This is a genomic window from Streptomyces sp. NPDC052109 (genome assembly GCF_040680195.1).
Lineage (GTDB): Bacteria > Actinomycetota > Actinomycetes > Streptomycetales > Streptomycetaceae > Streptomyces.
The window spans coordinates 26,945-42,666 of the sequence record NZ_JBFAWF010000005.1 but is presented as its reverse complement, the minus strand read 5'-3'; the positions used below and the strand labels follow the sequence as shown (position 1 = coordinate 42,666).

Sequence of the window (15,722 nt, the reverse complement as noted above, 5' to 3'; positions counted from 1 at the left end):
GTGTCCCGGGGCATTCCGCCCCTCTCCAGGGGCACGGAGTTGTCCACAGAGGTGGATTTCTCCACAGAACACCAGGCCTCACTGGTTCACGACCCCGAAGACATGGGAGGCTCTGTTCATTGCGAGCCTGAAGTCGAGGAGAGTGAATCCTTGCGGTCCGACGCCAACATCGCGGGACCGATGACCGATCCGGTCCCCGGTCCCCGTACCGAATCGATGGGGGCGGATGTTTCACGTGAAACACCGCCTCCGATGGACGACACTCCGATCGGTCGTGCGGCCCAACTGGCGGTTGAGGCTCTGGGCCGCGCCGGCGAAGGTCTGCCGCGGCCGGAGCAGACCCGAGTCATCGTGGTCGCCAACCAGAAGGGCGGCGTGGGAAAGACGACGACGACTGTCAACCTCGCCGCTTCCCTGGCCCTGCACGGCGGCCGCGTCCTGGTGATCGACCTCGACCCGCAGGGCAACGCGTCCACTGCTCTGGGGATCGATCACCACGCAGAAGTTCCTTCCATCTATGACGTGTTGGTGGAGAGCAAGCCTCTCGCCGAGGTCGTCCAGCCGGTCCCGGACGTGGAAGGGCTCTTCTGCGCCCCTGCCACCATCGATCTCGCCGGTGCGGAGATCGAGTTGGTGTCCCTGGTGGCCCGTGAGAGCCGGCTGCAGCGAGCCATCCAGGCATACGAACAGCCGTTGGACTACATCCTCATCGACTGCCCGCCCTCGCTCGGCCTGTTGACGGTCAACGCGCTCGTGGCGGGCCAGGAGGTGCTCATCCCGATCCAGTGCGAGTACTACGCACTCGAGGGACTGGGCCAGCTGTTGCGCAACGTCGACCTGGTGCGGGGGCACCTCAACCCCACACTGCACGTGTCGACCATCCTGCTCACCATGTACGACGGCCGGACGCGTCTCGCCTCCCAGGTCGCGGAAGAGGTGCGCACCCACTTCGGCGACGAGGTCCTGCGGACGAGCATTCCCCGCTCGGTCCGTATCTCCGAGGCGCCGAGTTACGGGCAGACGGTACTGACTTACGATCCTGGATCGAGCGGTGCCCTCTCGTATCTTGAGGCGGCACGAGAAATCGCGCTGAAGGGCATCGGTATCAGCTATGACGCGAGCCAGGCCCATATCGGTGCCCAGAACGACCCGAGCATGGTGGAGGGGATCCAGTGAGTGAGCGACGGAGGGGGTTGGGCCGTGGTCTCGGCGCACTGATCCCCGCTGCCCCGACCGAGAAGAATGCGGCTCCGCCCGCGCTGGGCGGCGGAGCCTCCGCCTCCCCCGCAGCGGTGCCGGTACTGACGACCGACCGCGGCGTGGCCGCTGCGAAGGTGGCCACGCTGCCGCCGGTTTCACATGAAACCGAAGAGGACCCGGCGGCCCCTGTCATGGAGACGCCGGCTCCTCCGATGGGTGCCCACTTCGCCGAGATCCCTCTCGACGCGATCTCGCCCAACCCGCGCCAGCCGCGTGATGTCTTCGACGAGGATGCGCTCCAGGAGCTGGTGACCTCCATCAAGGAGGTCGGTCTCCTGCAGCCCGTCGTCGTACGGCAGCTGGGGCCCGCCCGCTATGAGCTGATCATGGGCGAGCGCCGCTGGCGGGCCTGCCGCGAGGCGGGCCTGGAGGCCATCCCGGCGATCGTCCGGGCCACGGAGGACGAAAAGCTCCTCCTGGACGCGTTGCTGGAGAACCTCCACCGCGCGCAGCTGAACCCGCTGGAAGAGGCGGCCGCCTACGACCAGCTGCTGAAGGACTTCAACTGCACGCACGACCAGCTGGCCGACCGCATCGGGCGCTCCCGGCCCCAGGTCTCCAACACGCTGCGCCTGCTGAAGCTCTCACCGACGGTCCAGAAGCGGGTCGCTGCCGGAGTCCTCTCCGCCGGTCATGCTCGGGCGCTGCTCTCCGTCACGGACCCCGAGGAGCAGGACCGTCTGGCTCACCGCATTGTGGCCGAGGGACTGTCGGTGCGCGCCGTCGAGGAGATCGTGACCCTCATGGGTTCGCGGCCCCAGAAGCCTCAGCGCCCCAAGGGGCCGCGCGCCGGCTCCCGGCTCTCCCCGGCCCTGAACGAGCTGGCGACCCGTCTTTCGGACCGCTTCGAGACCCGGGTGAAGGTCGATCTCGGCCAGAAGAAGGGCAAGATCACCGTTGAGTTCGCCTCCGTGGATGATCTCCAGCGGATCCTGAGCACCCTCGCTCCTGGCGAGGGTCCGGTACTGCACCAGGAGCTCCAGGAGGACGCGACGGAGGACCAGGACGACTGATCCTGGCCCGACCCACCTGGTCGTGCGGGAATCGGGCCGTGTCCGGTGTGTACCGGACACGGCCCGCTCTTTGCTGTGGTGCGGTATCGAGTGAATCGCATCGTGGATACGATGCGAACGGGTATGGCGCATCCACCGGACAGCATCTGTATCTCTGAGTGGGGAGTCGGGGGCCATGCGATCGATGAGCCGCACCGGACTGGTGAGCGCGGGTCTGAGTCTTGGAGCGGTCGGCGGATTCGTCGGCAGCCTGCTCAGGGAACGAAGCGCTTTGACAGCCGCTCGTGATGCGGCGGGCGAAGGAAGCGAGGAACAGCCTTCATGGGGCGTCGGCTCGTGCCGCTCACGCTGGACAACCTTCAGGACCTTCCCTCACGCTGTCGCTCGTGTGTCTTCTGGGAGCTGGATCCCGTCAGCGGAGAAGCGGCGATAAAAGCAGGTACCGCAGCACTGGAGAAGGAAGCCTGGATCTCCGCCGTCCTGCTGGACTGGGGGTCGTGCGGCCGTGTGGTGTACGTCGATGACGTGCCGGTGGGCTTCGTGCTCTACGCCCCTCCAGCCTATGTCCCGCGCTCGACGGCGTTCCCCACAAGTCCTGTCTCGCCGGACGCCGTACAGCTGATGACGGCGTTCGTCATGCCCGGCTATCAGGGCCAGGGACTGGGCCGAGTGCTGGTGCAGACAGTCGCCAAAGATCTACTCCGCCGAGGCTTCAAGGCGATCGAGGCCTTTGGCGACGCCCGCTGGAAGGAACCCGCTTGTCTGCTGCCGGCGGACCATCTGTTGTCCGTGGGCTTCAAAACGGTCCGTCAGCATCCCACACATCCCCGGCTGCGGCTGGAGCTGCGGTCGACGCTCTCCTGGAAGGAAGACGTGGAGATGGCGCTCGACCGGCTTCTCGGGGCGGTTCAGAAGGAACCGGTGCTGAGGCCGCTGTAGCCGCGCGCCGCGGAGGGACATAAGCGAATGGGCCAACCCTTGAGGGTTGGCCCATTCGTGTTTCACGTGAAACGTCACTCAGCGATGAACTCTTCGAGGTCGCGGACGATCGCGGCCTTCGGCTTGGCGCCGACGATGGTCTTGGCGACCTCGCCACCCTGGTAGACGTTCAGGGTCGGGATGGACATGACGCCGTACTTCGCGGCCGTACCCGGGTTCTCGTCGATGTTCAGCTTGACGATCTCGATCTTGTCGCCGTACTCGGCAGCGATCGCTTCCAGGGACGGGGCGATCTGCCGGCACGGACCGCACCAGGCGGCCCAGAAGTCCACCAGAACGGGCTTGTCGCTCTTGAGGACGTCCTGCTCGAAGGAATCGTCGGTCACATTCTTCAGGGTGCCGGCCACGGCGGGCTCCTTAACTCGATCGTGCGGTGGGGCGGGGAGGGGGAAGGTCAGACGGCGGCGGTCTTCTCGGGCTCCGCCTTGTCCTCATCCGCGAGGGCGGAGAGGAAGCGCTCGGCGTCCAGAGCGGCGGAGCAGCCGGTGCCGGCCGCGGTGATCGCCTGGCGGTAGGTGTGGTCGACCACGTCACCGGCGCCGAAGACGCCGGTCAGGTTGGTGCGGGTGGAGGGAGAGGCGACCTTCAGGTAGCCCTCCTCGTCCAGGTCCAGCTGGCCCTTGAACAGCTCGGTGCGCGGGTCGTGGCCGATCGCGATGAACAGCCCGGTGGCGGGAAGCTCCGACAGCTCGCCGGTCTTGACGTTGCGCAGCTTCAGACCAGAGAGCTTCTGCTCGCCCTGGATCTCGGCGACCTCGCTGTCCCAGACGAACTTGATCTTCGGGTCGCCGAAGGCGCGCTCCTGCATCGCCTTGGAGGCACGCAGCGTGTCCCGGCGGTGGACGATCGTCACGGACTTGGCGAACCGCGAGAGGAAGGTGGCCTCCTCCATCGCGGTGTCACCGCCACCGATCACAGCGATGTCCTGGTCCTTGAAGAAGAACCCGTCGCAGGTCGCACACCAGGAGACACCGCGACCGGAGAGCGCGTCCTCGTTCGGCAGGCCCAGCTTGCGGTGCTGGGAGCCGGTGGTGACGATGACGGCCTTCGCCTTGTGGACCGTACCGGCGGTGTCGGTGACGGTCTTGATCTCACCGGTGAGGTCGACGGTGACGACGTCGTCCGGGATGAGCTCGGCACCGAAGCGCTCGGCCTGCGCCCGCATGTTGTCCATGAGGTCGGGGCCCATGATGCCGTCGCGGAAGCCCGGGAAGTTCTCCACTTCGGTGGTGTTCATCAGCGCGCCACCGGCGGTGACGGCTCCCTCGAACACCAGGGGCTTCAGCGACGCGCGCGCGGTGTAGAGCGCCGCCGTGTAGCCGGCGGGCCCGGAGCCGATGATGATCACGTTACGGACGTCGCTCACGGCTTGATTCCTCGTCTCTGGTCTGCGTCAGTCGACCGGTGGGAGCCCGTTTCCGGACTCTCACCCCACCCAACGGATCCTACGGGGCGCGCATTCCCGGTGTGTCAGGGCACACGCATGCGTCGAAGCGACGGACGGAGGGGCCCAGCTGGGCCAGTCAGCGCTTCAGGTCTGCACCCAGGCCTATCAAGATCATCAACGGGAAGGTTGCGCCTCTCCACATGCATGGCAGTGTGGCGACGAAGTACCTGGCCGTGGGGGCTCACCGCACAGGAGTGCGTCGGCGCCACCGGTTCATCGGTGGCGCCGCATTCGCGGTCACGAGCGGGGATAGGACTTCTTCAACAGCACGGTGCCCGAAGACGCGGGCTGCTGCCCGATACAGGCCGCGTCGACGATGTAGACCGTGACATGCGCGCTGTCACCGGCATTGGGCACTACGACCAGATAGGCGGACTTACCGTCGTACGTTCCCGTCTTGGCACCGAGGACATCATCACCCCGGTGGAGCGCGGCCCGGACGCAGTCGGGGACGGCGACGTCGGTCTGCAGCAGTGTGTGTGCTCCGCCGCTCGAGGCGGGCGTGTTCTGCTCGGACTTGAGGCCCGATCGGGACCGCTGGTTGTCGGAGCCCCCGTGCTTCTTGTTGTTGGTGATCAGCAGGTCCTTCACCTGGCTCTGGACGCTCTCACCGGAGAAGGGCGCCACGGAAGGGGTCGGCTTTCCGTGTGCGGTGTTCGTGTCGGAGGAGTGATCTCCGAGTGACTGCAGCACCAGCGATCCCGCTCCGAGGACGGCAGCCGTGAGGACAGCCCCGAGCACCACGCGCCTGCGCCGTCGCGCGCGCTCGCGTCCCTTGCGTCCCGGACCGGTCGCTGCCTGAGAACGACCGGTGGGCCGATCCGAGGGGGGCGATGTTTCACGTGAAACATGCCCCTCACGTTCCCCGGAGTCTGCTCGGCCGGGCTTGGTCGTCGGAGCGGATGCGCTGAGCAGTGCCTCGGCGGCGAGAGCGGCATCGATGCGACCGGCCACGTCGGCCGGCATGCGCTCCGCTCCCGACACGGAGCCCAGCAGCCCGCGGATCTCCTCCAGTGAGGCATGGACGTCCGCACACAGCTCGCAGGCGTCCAGGTGCTGTCGTATGTCCCTGGTGCGGTCCGGAGGAAGAAGGCCTTCGGTGAGGTCCGAGATGTCCTCGACGTCCGGGTGCCCGGCTGTGTCTGTCGTGGAAGTCACGCTCGCCCACCTCCGCCCTTCACTACGGCTGAATCGCTCGGTCCGGTCTTCTCGGGGCTCCCGCTGGTAGGCCCCGTTGCAGGTGGGACGGATGTCCCCTGCACCCGGTTCCGTCCCGCGCCGGGTTCTTCGGCGCTTCCGGAGCCTTCGGGCCGTAGATGGGCGAGGAGAGGCATCAGCCGGGCTCTGCCCCGGGCGCACCGGCTCTTCACCGTGCCTGTCGGCACGTCGAGAATCTGGGCGGCCTCGGCCACGGGATAGCCCTGCATGTCCACGAGTACCAGAGCGGCGCGCTGGTCGTGCGGGAGGGTGCCGAGCGCCTCGAGGAGCTGGCGGTGCACGTCGTTCCGCTCGGCCGGCTCGGAGGCTGACTCATGCGGCTCCAGCAGCTGCTCCAGCCGCTCGGTGTCGTCGACCGGAGAGGTTTTCCGGGAGGCCGCTTTGCGGGCACGGTCCAGGCAGGCGTTCACCGTGATCCGGTGCAGCCACGTTGTGACGGCCGACTGCCCTCGGAAGGTGTGGGCAGCCCGGTAGGCCGACACCAGGGCGTCCTGGACGGCGTCGGCGGCCTCCTCACGGTCCCCCAGCGTCCGCAGAGCGACCGCCCAGAGCCGGTCCCGATGCCGCCGCACGATCTCACCGAAGGCATCGGGATCGCCTTCCACGTGGCGGGCGAGCAGATCCTTGTCGCTCACCGCGTCGTATCCGGCGCCCTCCGCCATCTGCCCCCTCCGGTTCGGGTGAGACGTCAGCCCGTGAACTGCACTTCGCTGATGCCCTGCTTGTAGCCGGCCTCGGCGTACGCGGCGGTGTCAGGACCCGAGTACGGCACAGCCGTCATCCACACAAGGACATACCGCGTCTTCACGGACTTGGTGACCTTCACCGTAGCGGTGGTGCCCGTGGTCGTGACGTTGCCGATCTTGTCCATCGAGTCGAGTGACGGCGGTGTCAAAGAGCCAGCCGCGTACAACTCGATCGTCGTGTGGTTGCCCGGGTAGCGCAGCCCGATCGTGGCAGCGTTGATCTGCTTGGCCGAACCCAGGTCGTAGACGATGCCGACGCCAGGCTTGTACGGCGCGAGCGGAGGACCCTCGTTGAAGGTCTTGGTCCGCCAGTAGGTGCTTGTGTCGCCGTCATAGGTCTTCTGGACGTCGCCGGGGTGCTGGGGGTCTCCCTGGGCGACGAACTCCTGGCTGCCCTTGATGCTTATCGGCGCCGGCTTGGGCTTCGCGGCGCCCTTGTCACCGTCGTCCGTCTGCTGGCTCTTGTTGGTGTCCTCCGACTTGCCGCTCTGGTCCATCAGGGCGTCCGCCAATTGCCAGCTGCCCAGGCCGAGGGCGGCGATGAGGAGAGCCGACACCGCCCACTTCAGGGCCTTGCCGGTGCGGCTCTGCAGCGGAGGCGGCGGGGCGGTGACCGGCTGAGTGACACCGGGGTGCGGCGCCGGGCGGCCGTACGTGCCCTGCTGGTAGGTCGTGCGCTGGTACTCCGGCGGGGCCGTGAACGCCGGCTCCGGCGGGCGGATGCGCGGCATCTCGCCGATCGCCTTCACCAGCTCCTCCGGCGTGGTGCACGGAGCCTCGTGACGGGAGGCCGTGGCCCCGTCGTTGACGAGTGCGCGCATGGCGAGTTCGGACAGACCCCGGTGAACGCCCGCCCGCACCTGGTCCGGTGCGATGAGGCCCACGCCCTTGGGGAGGCCGGACAGGCCGTACGCGTCGCTCTCGTAAGGCCAGCGCTGGGTCAGCGCCGCGTACAGCAGAGCGCCGATCGCCTCGGTGTCGGTGCGCTGCGGGGTGTCGGAGCTGATGCCGCGCAGCGCGGCGTTCACGGCGAGGCCGCGGAGGCGCCACTGGCCGCTGGAGGTGCGCAGGACGGCGTTCGGGTTCAGCCGGAGGTGGGCGAGCCCCTCGCGGTGCGCGGCGGCCATCGCGGAGGCCACCTGACTGACCATCTGGTAGGCGTCGTGCGGCTCCAGCGGGCCCGGAGCGAGGAGCGCGGTCAGCTCGGTGGCGTCGGGCAGCCACTCGTGCACGACGTAGACGAGGTCGTTCTCCTCGACGGCGTCCAGGACCTGGACGAAGCGGGGATCGCCCAGCAACGCGGAGGAACGGGCGGCAGCCAGCACGGAACGTGCCCGTGTGTGGTCCGCGGGCAGGATGTGGACGCCGACGGCCCGACGGAGTTTCTCGTCGACCGCACGCCAACTGCTGAACCCGTCCAGACGGGTGACGCACTCCTCCAGTCGATAGCGTCTGGCGAGCTTGTGCCCGCTGTGCAGCTCCGGAGGCGAGGCCTTCTTTCCGGGACTCTCCGTCCTACCGCTCCCCTGTGCCTCGTCGCTGTCCGTGTCCCGCTCCGGGTTCTTGGCCACCCCGTCGGCCGTGGACTGGTCCGCCTTGGCGGTCAGCGGCTCGTCACCGCTGTTGTCTGCCACGTCGACGGCAGCCGTGCTCCGTTCCGCCACCGTCGTCCCTGCCTCCCCATCCGTTGCACGCTGTCCGACGCCGAAACCAATTGTGCCCACAGTCGGCCGCTATGCACGACACACGGCGGCGGACGATGGTTGTGCGCCTACCCCCGCCTCAGCGGCCCAGACGCCCGCGAACCATGCCCACGAGCGAGTTGAGTTCCTCGATACGCATACGGCGAGCGGCGACGAAGAAGATGCCGAGAAGAACGGCACCGCCGACGACCAGCGCGGCGAAGGAGCCGACCACCCCCTGACCGAGGCTGTGCCCGATGCTGTAGCAGGCCACTCCGCTGAGCAGAGCCGCCGGCACCGAGGCGATGCACAGGCGCGCGTACGTCCGCATCACCCGGACACCGTCCAGGTCGCCGCCGAGCCGCTTGCGCAGCCGCCGCCAGGCGACGCCCACACCGATCGCGTAGGCGAGGCCGTACGCGGCCGCCATGCCGGCCACCGCCCAGCGCGCCGGCAGCAGGAAGTAGCAGAGCGCCGAGGCGCCCGCGTTGACTGCGGCGACGATGACGGTGTTGTAGAAGGGCGTGCGGGTGTCTTCGTAGGCGTAGAAGGCCCGCAGGACGACGTACTGCACCGAGTACGGGATCAGGCCGAGGCCGAAGGCCATCAGCATGTAGCCCATGTTCGTGGCCTCGCCGGTGCCCGAGGAGCCGAAAATCAGCGTGCACATCGGAATGCCGAGCGCGAGGAAGCCGAAGGCGATCGGGACGATGGCGACGGCGGTGGTGCGCAGGCCCTGGGAGATGTCGTCGCGGACGGCGCCGCCGTCGCCCTCGGCGGCCGAGCGCGAGATGCGCGGCAGCAGGGCGGCCATCAGGGACACCGTGATGATGGCCTGCGGCAGGCCCCAGATCAGCTGCGCGTTCGCGTAGGCGGCGAAGCCGGTGCCGGCGACGCCGGAGTCCTTGCCGGCCGCCGTGGACAGCTGGGTGACGATCATGGCGCCGGCCTGGTTGGCGAGGACGAACAGGACCGTCCACTTGGCGAGCATCGCGGCCTTGCCCAGGCCGTGGCCCCTCCAGTCGAACCGCAGCCGTACCCGGAAGCCCGTCTCGCGCAGGTAAGGGATCATTGCCAGCGCCTGGACGACCAGGCCGAGCAGCACACCGACGCCGAGCAGGCGCTGACCCTCCGGCGGGATGTTGGTGACCGTCATGTGGGAGTTCGCGGCGGTGCCGTAGACCCAGATGAACATGCCGAGCGTCACGATGATGACGATGTTGTTCAGGACCGGGGTCCACATCATCGCGCCGAACTTTCCGCGCGCGTTGAGAATCTGACCCATCACCACATGGATGCCCATGAAGAAGATCGAGGGCAGGAAGTAGCGGGTGAAGGTGACCGCCACGTCGTTGGCCGCCGGGTTGGTGGCGACCGGGTTGGACAGCATGCGCACCAGCAGGGGCGCCCCGAACATCGCGAGACCGGTCAGCGCGGCCAGGGCCACCATCACGAGGGTCAGCAGACGGTTGGCGAAGGCCTCGCCCCCGTCTTCGTCCTCCTTCATCGCCCGCACCAGCTGCGGCACGAAGACGGAGTTCAGGCCACCGCCCACGGTGAGGATGTAGATCATGGTCGGCAGCTGGTAGGCGACCTGGAAGGAGTCGCCGAGGAAGCCGAGGCCGAGCGCCGAGACGATCAGTGCCGAGCGGACGAAACCGGTGAGGCGGGAGACCATCGTGCCCGCGGCCATCACGGCACTGGACTTCAGCAGCCCACCGGCCTTGCCGCCCTTCTTCGCCGGCGCGGCGGGAGCCCCGGCAGCGGCAGCCGCCTCGGCTTCCGCGCCCCCCTGCGGGCCGGCGGGATCCGGGGCCGCGGCGGGGGCGGGCACCGGCGGCTGCGCCGGGCTCCCCGGGGTGGCCGGGTAGGAGGCGGCGACGTACGGGTTGTGCTGCTGCCGGCCCTGTCCCGGCGCCTGCGGGTAGGGGTCGGCGTGACCGTACCCGCCGCCCGGAGCGGCACCGGGAGCGGAGGCCGGCCGGGTGAAGCCCGGCGGATCCATGGGCGCGTGTCCGCCGCCCTGCTGCTGGTCCTTGAAGAGGTGCGCGAAGGCGTCCGGCTCGTGGTACTCCTCGCCGGAGTGCGTGACCAGGTCGTCCACGCCCACGTACTGGGTGGTGCGCGGATCGTCGCCGTACGGCATGTACGGGGTCGCACCCTCCGGCTCCGGCGCCGGCGTCTGCGCCCACACACGCGGGTCGGGCGCGTACGGCGACTGAACGGGCCGGCCGTACAGCGGCTGCTGCTGGTCGTAGCTGCCCGGCGGGGGCGGCGGGTGCGCGGCGCGGTCGTAGAGCGCCTCGGCGACCGGGTCCTGAGAGGCCAGGTCGTGAGCGCGGTAGGGGTCCTGGCCGTAGGCGTCCTGGAGGTACATGTCCGCCGGCTGCTGCGGCGGTACCTGGCCGGGCTCCGGCGGCGTCTCGGGGTAGCCCGAGCCGGCCGCGCCCTGGCCGCGATCACCGTCGTACGGCGCGTTCATGTACCCCACCTCATCGTCCCTGGCCCATTGGCCACGACATCGCTCAACGGTCCACTCTCTCACCCGTCCCGGACGGGTCGGTGCTTTCCGGTGCGGTGTCCGGCGCAGGGTCACTCGGGTGCTCCGGGTCGTCTTCCCGGGCGGGAGAGACCGATTCCGCCGGCTCCTGCGGGAGACGATCCGCAGGGGCGTCGGGGTTCCCGGGCTGGTCGCCGGCCTCCTCCGGCGCACCGGGATCATCGTCCTCCGCCTGGCGGGCTGCCGCGCGCTTGCGCTGGGTGTACATCCGGAAACCGGCGAGGACGAGGAGAAGCACACCGCCGCCGATGACCAGCATCACGGTGGGGGTGATCTCGGTGACCTTCACGTCGAAGGTGACGGCGTCGCCGTACTTCTGGCCGGCCTGGGTGTACAGCTGGGCGATCACCGTGACGCGGCCGTTGGCGTTGGCCGAGGTGGTGAACTTCACGGACTGGCTGTGCCCGCCGGAGATCTCGACCGGCTGCTCGTAGTACGCCTTGCCGCCGATCTTCAGACGGGTCGGCATGGTCGAGGTGAGACGCAGGACCAGGTGTCCGACCGGCTGGACGAGGTTGTTCTGGACGGTCACCGGGATGGTGGCGCTGCGGCCGGAGAGCTTGGTCTCCGACTTGTCGATCAGCTTGACCTGGTCGGCCAGATCGTCGAGCCACCTCTCCACGCCGTCCCGGTAGCTGCCGGCCTCACCGCTCCTGCCGCGCCACGACGTGGACATCTCGCGGTTTATGGCCCGCCCGAAGGGCGTGACGACGCGGGACTGGTCCGAGAGGATCACCTGGAAGCTGCCGAGCTTGTCCTGGGTGCGCGCGATCTGCTCGAAGGCCGTTCGCGGCAACTCCTGAGAGCGCAGCGAGGAGGGGTAGGCGGATCCCGACGGGATGCGGGTGGTGGCGTTCGGGTCGGGCTTGTCCTTGGCTGCCGCGCTGAGGTCCTGGGACTGCGACCAGTTCCCGCCCTCGAGCGTCTTCAGGGCCTCCGCCATCGCCTGCGCCTGGCTCGCCGTGGGCATCCGCTGCGGGGCGACGACGATGCTGCGCTGCTTGTCCGTCTGAGCGTTCACCTCGAGGCTCTGCGCCAGGAACTCCTGCACGGCGAGTGTGGCCGAGTCGGCCTTCGTCAGGTCTCCCTCGAAGGCGGTGGACAGCCGGGCGTCGGAGACCACCGCCGTGGTGCCTCCGCCGACCGGGCGGGCGGCGGAGGGCGTGTACGGCAGCCCGGCGGTCTCCTGGAGGCTGTCGCTGCGGGCGATCACGCGGTCGGCTCCGGCTGAGGTCGCGACCTTCATGATCGACGGATCCACGGCTCCCTCCACCGGCCAGGCGAAGTCGGTGGTCGGTGTGACGTGGAGCACGGTCTTGACGGTGGTGGCGGCGACGTCGGTGGCGTCCTTGAGGTGGCTGAGGGAGCCGGTGACGCTGGTGCCGTTGTGTGCGAGGGAGGCCAGGTCGGGGTCGGCGAAGGGCAGGGCGACTACCTCCTTGCCCGCCACTGCCTGCTGCAGGTCCGCCAGCCACTGCTTGGCGATCGCCTGGTGCTGCTTGGGGCCGGGTGTGGTGGCGTCCCCGTCACCCTGCAGCCGGTAGTTGCCGGTCGCCATCGCGTCCACCGAGGCCAGCAGGTCCGGGTCGATCACCCAGGTGACGTCCAGGTCCTTGCCGAGATCCACCATCTGGGCCAGCCGACCGCCCGGCGCGAGTTCCTTGGCCAGGTCGTCGTTGAGGAACACCGGTGTCTGGAGCTCGCCGGCGCCCGTCTTGGCCGTCATGTGGACCGTGGAGATCAGCGGCCACAGGAATGTCGTCTTGGTCTTGGTGCCGGCCTCGGACGGCTGCCACGGCAGGAACGTCCGCTGGACGCCCAGGTCCCGCTCCCAGGGCTGCGCCGCGGTCTGGCCGGAGACGGAGACGTCGAACTCGTACACGCCGTCGTCGCCGAGGTCGAGCTTGTTCACAGGGACGGAGATGCTGAAGTGCTCGGAGACGCCCGGGGACAGCTTGGCGAACTTCTCCTCGTACTTGCCACCGACCTCGGAGCCGCTGCCGCCCTGCAGGTCGTCGGAGTGCTGGGCGACGGTGTCGATCGCCGACCGGGTGGTCAGCATGGGGCCCACGCGCAGGCCCACGTGGGCGCCGGTGACCGTCTGCTTGCCGTTGTTGGTCACCGTGCCCGACACGGTCAGCGTGTCCCCGTCCGTGGGAGCGCTGGGACTGAGTGAGTCAAGGGCGACGGACACCCTGTCCGAGGAAGCGGCCTGGGCGGGCGACGCGGCGGGCAGCTGGAGCAGCCCGGCCAGCACGGGCGCAGCGGCGAGCAGCGCGCCGGTGCGCCGCAGCCACCGGCGGGCAGGTGAGGCACTGGTCCCCTGGAAGTCAGCCGCCTCGGCCACGCGCTCGCCCGTCCCTCGTCGTCAGTGGTCGTCGGAATGTGCGTCCACGCATGGTAACGATGTGCGCTGAGGGGAAGTGCCGCGGTCTACATCACAAGATCGAAGAACAGCGGCGACCTGTCCTCTATATCCAGTATCGAGGGGAGAGCTTCCGTACGCCGTAAGGGCAGCCCTTGCACGGGTATGCCGAGAGCTGTCCGTGATCCCTTTCACCGGGCCGTCCCGCGATCTTCACCCGGCCGCCCCCGGACGAAATCGAGGCCGCCCCTGGGCGCCGGGGCACGTACCCTCTTCTGTTGTGCCGAACCCCAACGAAGACACTCCCTCTGCCCTGAGTCAGGCGCAGCAGCGCGCGGTCGCCGAACTGCTGCGGGTGGCCCCCGTCGCCGACGATCTCGCCCGCCGATTCCAGGAGGCCGGGTTCTCCCTGGCCCTGGTCGGCGGATCGGTCCGCGACGCGCTGCTCGGCCGGCTCGGCAACGACCTGGACTTCACGACCGACGCCCACCCCGAGGACGTACTCAAGATCGTCCGTCCCTGGGCGGACGCCGTCTGGGAGGTCGGCATCGCCTTCGGCACCGTTGGCGCGCAGAAGGCCGCCCGTGTCGGAGACACCGACTGGCAGTTTCAGATCGAGATCACCACGTACCGGTCGGAGGCCTACGACCGCACCTCGCGCAAGCCTGAGGTGTCGTACGGCGACTCCATCGAGGAGGATCTCGTTCGCCGGGACTTCACGGTCAACGCGATGGCCGTGGCGCTGCCGGAGAAGGAGTTCATCGACCCGCACGGTGGCCTGGAGGATCTCGCGGCGCACGTGCTGCGGACGCCGGGAACTCCTGAGGAGTCGTTCTCGGACGATCCCCTGCGGATGATGCGGGCCGCCAGGTTCGCCGCTCAGCTGGATTTCGACGTCGCCCCCGAGGTCGTCATCGCCATGACCGAGATGGCTGGACGCATCGAGATCGTCTCGGCCGAACGGGTCCGGGACGAGCTGAACAAGCTGGTTCTCTCCGCGCATCCGCGCAAGGGGCTGTCTCTGCTCGTCGAGAGCGGACTTGCCGATCATGTATTGCCCGAACTGCCGGCGCTGAGCCTGGAGCGGGACGAGCACCACCGGCACAAGGACGTCTACGAGCACACGCTGATCGTCCTGGAGCAGGCGATCGCGCTCGAGCAGGATGGCCCCGATCTCACGCTCCGGCTGGCCGCGCTGCTGCACGACATCGGCAAGCCGCGTACGCGCCGCTTCGAGAAGGACGGCCGGGTCTCGTTCCACCACCACGAGGTGGTCGGCGCCAAGATGACCAAGAAGCGCATGACCGCCCTGAAGTACTCCAATGAGCTGGTGAGGGACGTCTCACGGCTGGTCGAACTCCACCTGCGCTTCCACGGCTACGGCACCGGGGAATGGACGGACTCGGCGGTGCGCCGTTACGTCCGTGACGCCGGCCCGCTGCTGGACCGCCTGCACAAGCTGACCCGCTCGGACTGCACCACCCGCAACAAGCGGAAGGCGGCCGCGCTTTCGCGGGCCTACGACGGTCTGGAGGAGCGCATCGCCCAGCTCCAGGAGCAGGAGGAGCTGGACGCGATCCGCCCGGACCTCGACGGAAACCAGATCATGGAGATCCTGGGTGTCGGCCCCGGCCCTGTCGTCGGCAAGGCGTACAAGCACATGCTGGAGCTCCGCCTGGAGAACGGTCCGATGGAGCACGGTGCGGCTGTGGCGGCACTCAAGGAGTGGTGGGCCGAGCAGAGCTGATCTTCGCTGTGCCGGGATCGGCGATGTTTCACGTGAAACACTCCGTCCGGGCCGAACGCACCGAGGGGCGATGTTTCACGTGAAACATCGCCCCTCGGTGCGTTCTGATGCTACTTGTTGTCTCCCAGGCAGAGGACGAACGAGTCGCTGCCTTCCTTCCACTCGATGGCAGCGGTCGTTCCCTGGACCGACTGGCAGGCGAGCTGCGCGATGCTGGTGCTGCCGTCCTTCTTGAGCACCTTGTAGTCCGCCTTCGAGTCGCCGCAGTCCAGCTGCTCGATCTTCGGATCGCTGTCGGATCCCTTGTTCGTCAGGCAGTCACCGACTGCCAGCTTCTTGGTGTCGTCGTTGTGGTTGAAGTACCAGCCGCCGGCCACGACGATGAGGCCGACGACGATGCTGGCTATGCGCAGGTACTGCCTGACACTCCGCTTTGGCCGCTGAGGAGGCACCGTTGCATACGGCGCTGTGCCCGGCGGGGGGAACGCGGGCTGGCCCGGCTGCTGTGGGTAGCCGCCCTGGGGTGGGTAGCCGCCCTGCTGGGGGTAGCCCCCCTGGGGTGGATAGGGGGCCTGGGGTGGATACGGGGCCTGGGACTGGGGCTGGCCGTACGGCTGCTGGTCCTGGGGTGGCGTGGTGGTCACTAAGGGGTCCCCCTAGAGGTGCTGGGCGCCTGCAATAAGAA

At 68.6% G+C, this 15,722-nt stretch carries 12 protein-coding genes; 4 read left to right on the top strand and 8 right to left on the bottom strand.

What is annotated here, in order from left to right:
* Window positions 1–102 precede the first annotated feature (102 nt).
* From AB0L59_RS13110 to AB0L59_RS13100, 3 genes are all read left to right on the top strand, one after another.
* Entirely contained in the window at window positions 103–1,176 is a 1,074-nt protein-coding gene (locus AB0L59_RS13110) for a ParA family protein (RefSeq protein ID WP_079071013.1), read from the top strand.
* Window positions 1,173–2,273 (top strand): ParB/RepB/Spo0J family partition protein, encoded by a 1,101-nt coding sequence (locus AB0L59_RS13105; RefSeq protein WP_365582273.1) that lies wholly within the window; start codon window positions 1,173–1,175, stop codon window positions 2,271–2,273. Before AB0L59_RS13110 ends, AB0L59_RS13105 begins: the two co-directional genes overlap by 4 nt.
* A gap of 321 nt (window positions 2,274–2,594) precedes the next feature.
* Window positions 2,595–3,212: a GNAT family N-acetyltransferase gene (locus AB0L59_RS13100; protein WP_365582271.1), complete on the top strand. Its 618-nt coding sequence runs from the start codon at window positions 2,595–2,597 to the stop codon at window positions 3,210–3,212.
* 74 nt (window positions 3,213–3,286) lie between these two features.
* On the opposite strand, the gene trxA is transcribed toward AB0L59_RS13100, so the two are convergent.
* The 7 genes from trxA to AB0L59_RS13065 all read right to left on the bottom strand — a co-directional run bounded on the left by trxA (window position 3,287) and on the right by AB0L59_RS13065 (window position 13,272).
* The gene (trxA, locus tag AB0L59_RS13095) at window positions 3,287–3,619 is read right to left on the bottom strand and encodes a thioredoxin (protein ID WP_097217897.1); all 333 of its coding nucleotides are present in this window, start codon (window positions 3,617–3,619) and stop codon (window positions 3,287–3,289) included.
* A 47-nt stretch (window positions 3,620–3,666) separates the two neighbouring features.
* Window positions 3,667–4,638 (bottom strand): thioredoxin-disulfide reductase, encoded by a 972-nt coding sequence (trxB, locus tag AB0L59_RS13090; RefSeq protein WP_365582269.1) that lies wholly within the window; start codon window positions 4,636–4,638, stop codon window positions 3,667–3,669.
* 318 nt (window positions 4,639–4,956) lie between these two features.
* Entirely contained in the window at window positions 4,957–5,877 is a 921-nt protein-coding gene (locus AB0L59_RS13085) for a hypothetical protein (RefSeq protein ID WP_365582267.1), read from the bottom strand.
* Entirely contained in the window at window positions 5,874–6,599 is a 726-nt protein-coding gene (sigM, locus tag AB0L59_RS13080) for an RNA polymerase sigma factor SigM (RefSeq protein WP_365582265.1), read from the bottom strand. The genes AB0L59_RS13085 and sigM overlap by 4 nt, the downstream gene beginning before the upstream one ends.
* A gap of 26 nt (window positions 6,600–6,625) precedes the next feature.
* Complete coding sequence (locus AB0L59_RS13075; protein WP_365582263.1) at window positions 6,626–8,347, bottom strand: serine/threonine protein kinase; 1,722 nt, start codon at window positions 8,345–8,347, stop codon at window positions 6,626–6,628.
* Window positions 8,348–8,465: 118 nt separating this feature from the next.
* A complete protein-coding gene (gene murJ, locus AB0L59_RS13070; RefSeq protein ID WP_365582262.1) occupies window positions 8,466–10,847 on the bottom strand; it encodes a murein biosynthesis integral membrane protein MurJ in 2,382 nt (793 codons plus the stop codon).
* A 43-nt stretch (window positions 10,848–10,890) separates the two neighbouring features.
* Window positions 10,891–13,272, bottom strand: a complete 2,382-nt coding sequence (locus tag AB0L59_RS13065) for a DUF6049 family protein (protein ID WP_365582261.1) — start codon at window positions 13,270–13,272, stop codon at window positions 10,891–10,893.
* A gap of 298 nt (window positions 13,273–13,570) precedes the next feature.
* Here AB0L59_RS13065 and AB0L59_RS13060 point away from each other — a divergent pair, with 298 nt between their 5' ends.
* On the top strand, window positions 13,571–15,037 hold the full coding sequence (locus tag AB0L59_RS13060) for a CCA tRNA nucleotidyltransferase (protein WP_365582259.1): 1,467 nt from the start codon (window positions 13,571–13,573) through the stop codon (window positions 15,035–15,037).
* A 110-nt stretch (window positions 15,038–15,147) separates the two neighbouring features.
* On the opposite strand, the gene AB0L59_RS13055 is transcribed toward AB0L59_RS13060, so the two are convergent.
* Window positions 15,148–15,681, bottom strand: a complete 534-nt coding sequence (locus tag AB0L59_RS13055) for a hypothetical protein (RefSeq protein WP_365582257.1) — start codon at window positions 15,679–15,681, stop codon at window positions 15,148–15,150.
* Between the last annotated feature and the right edge of the window lie 41 nt (window positions 15,682–15,722).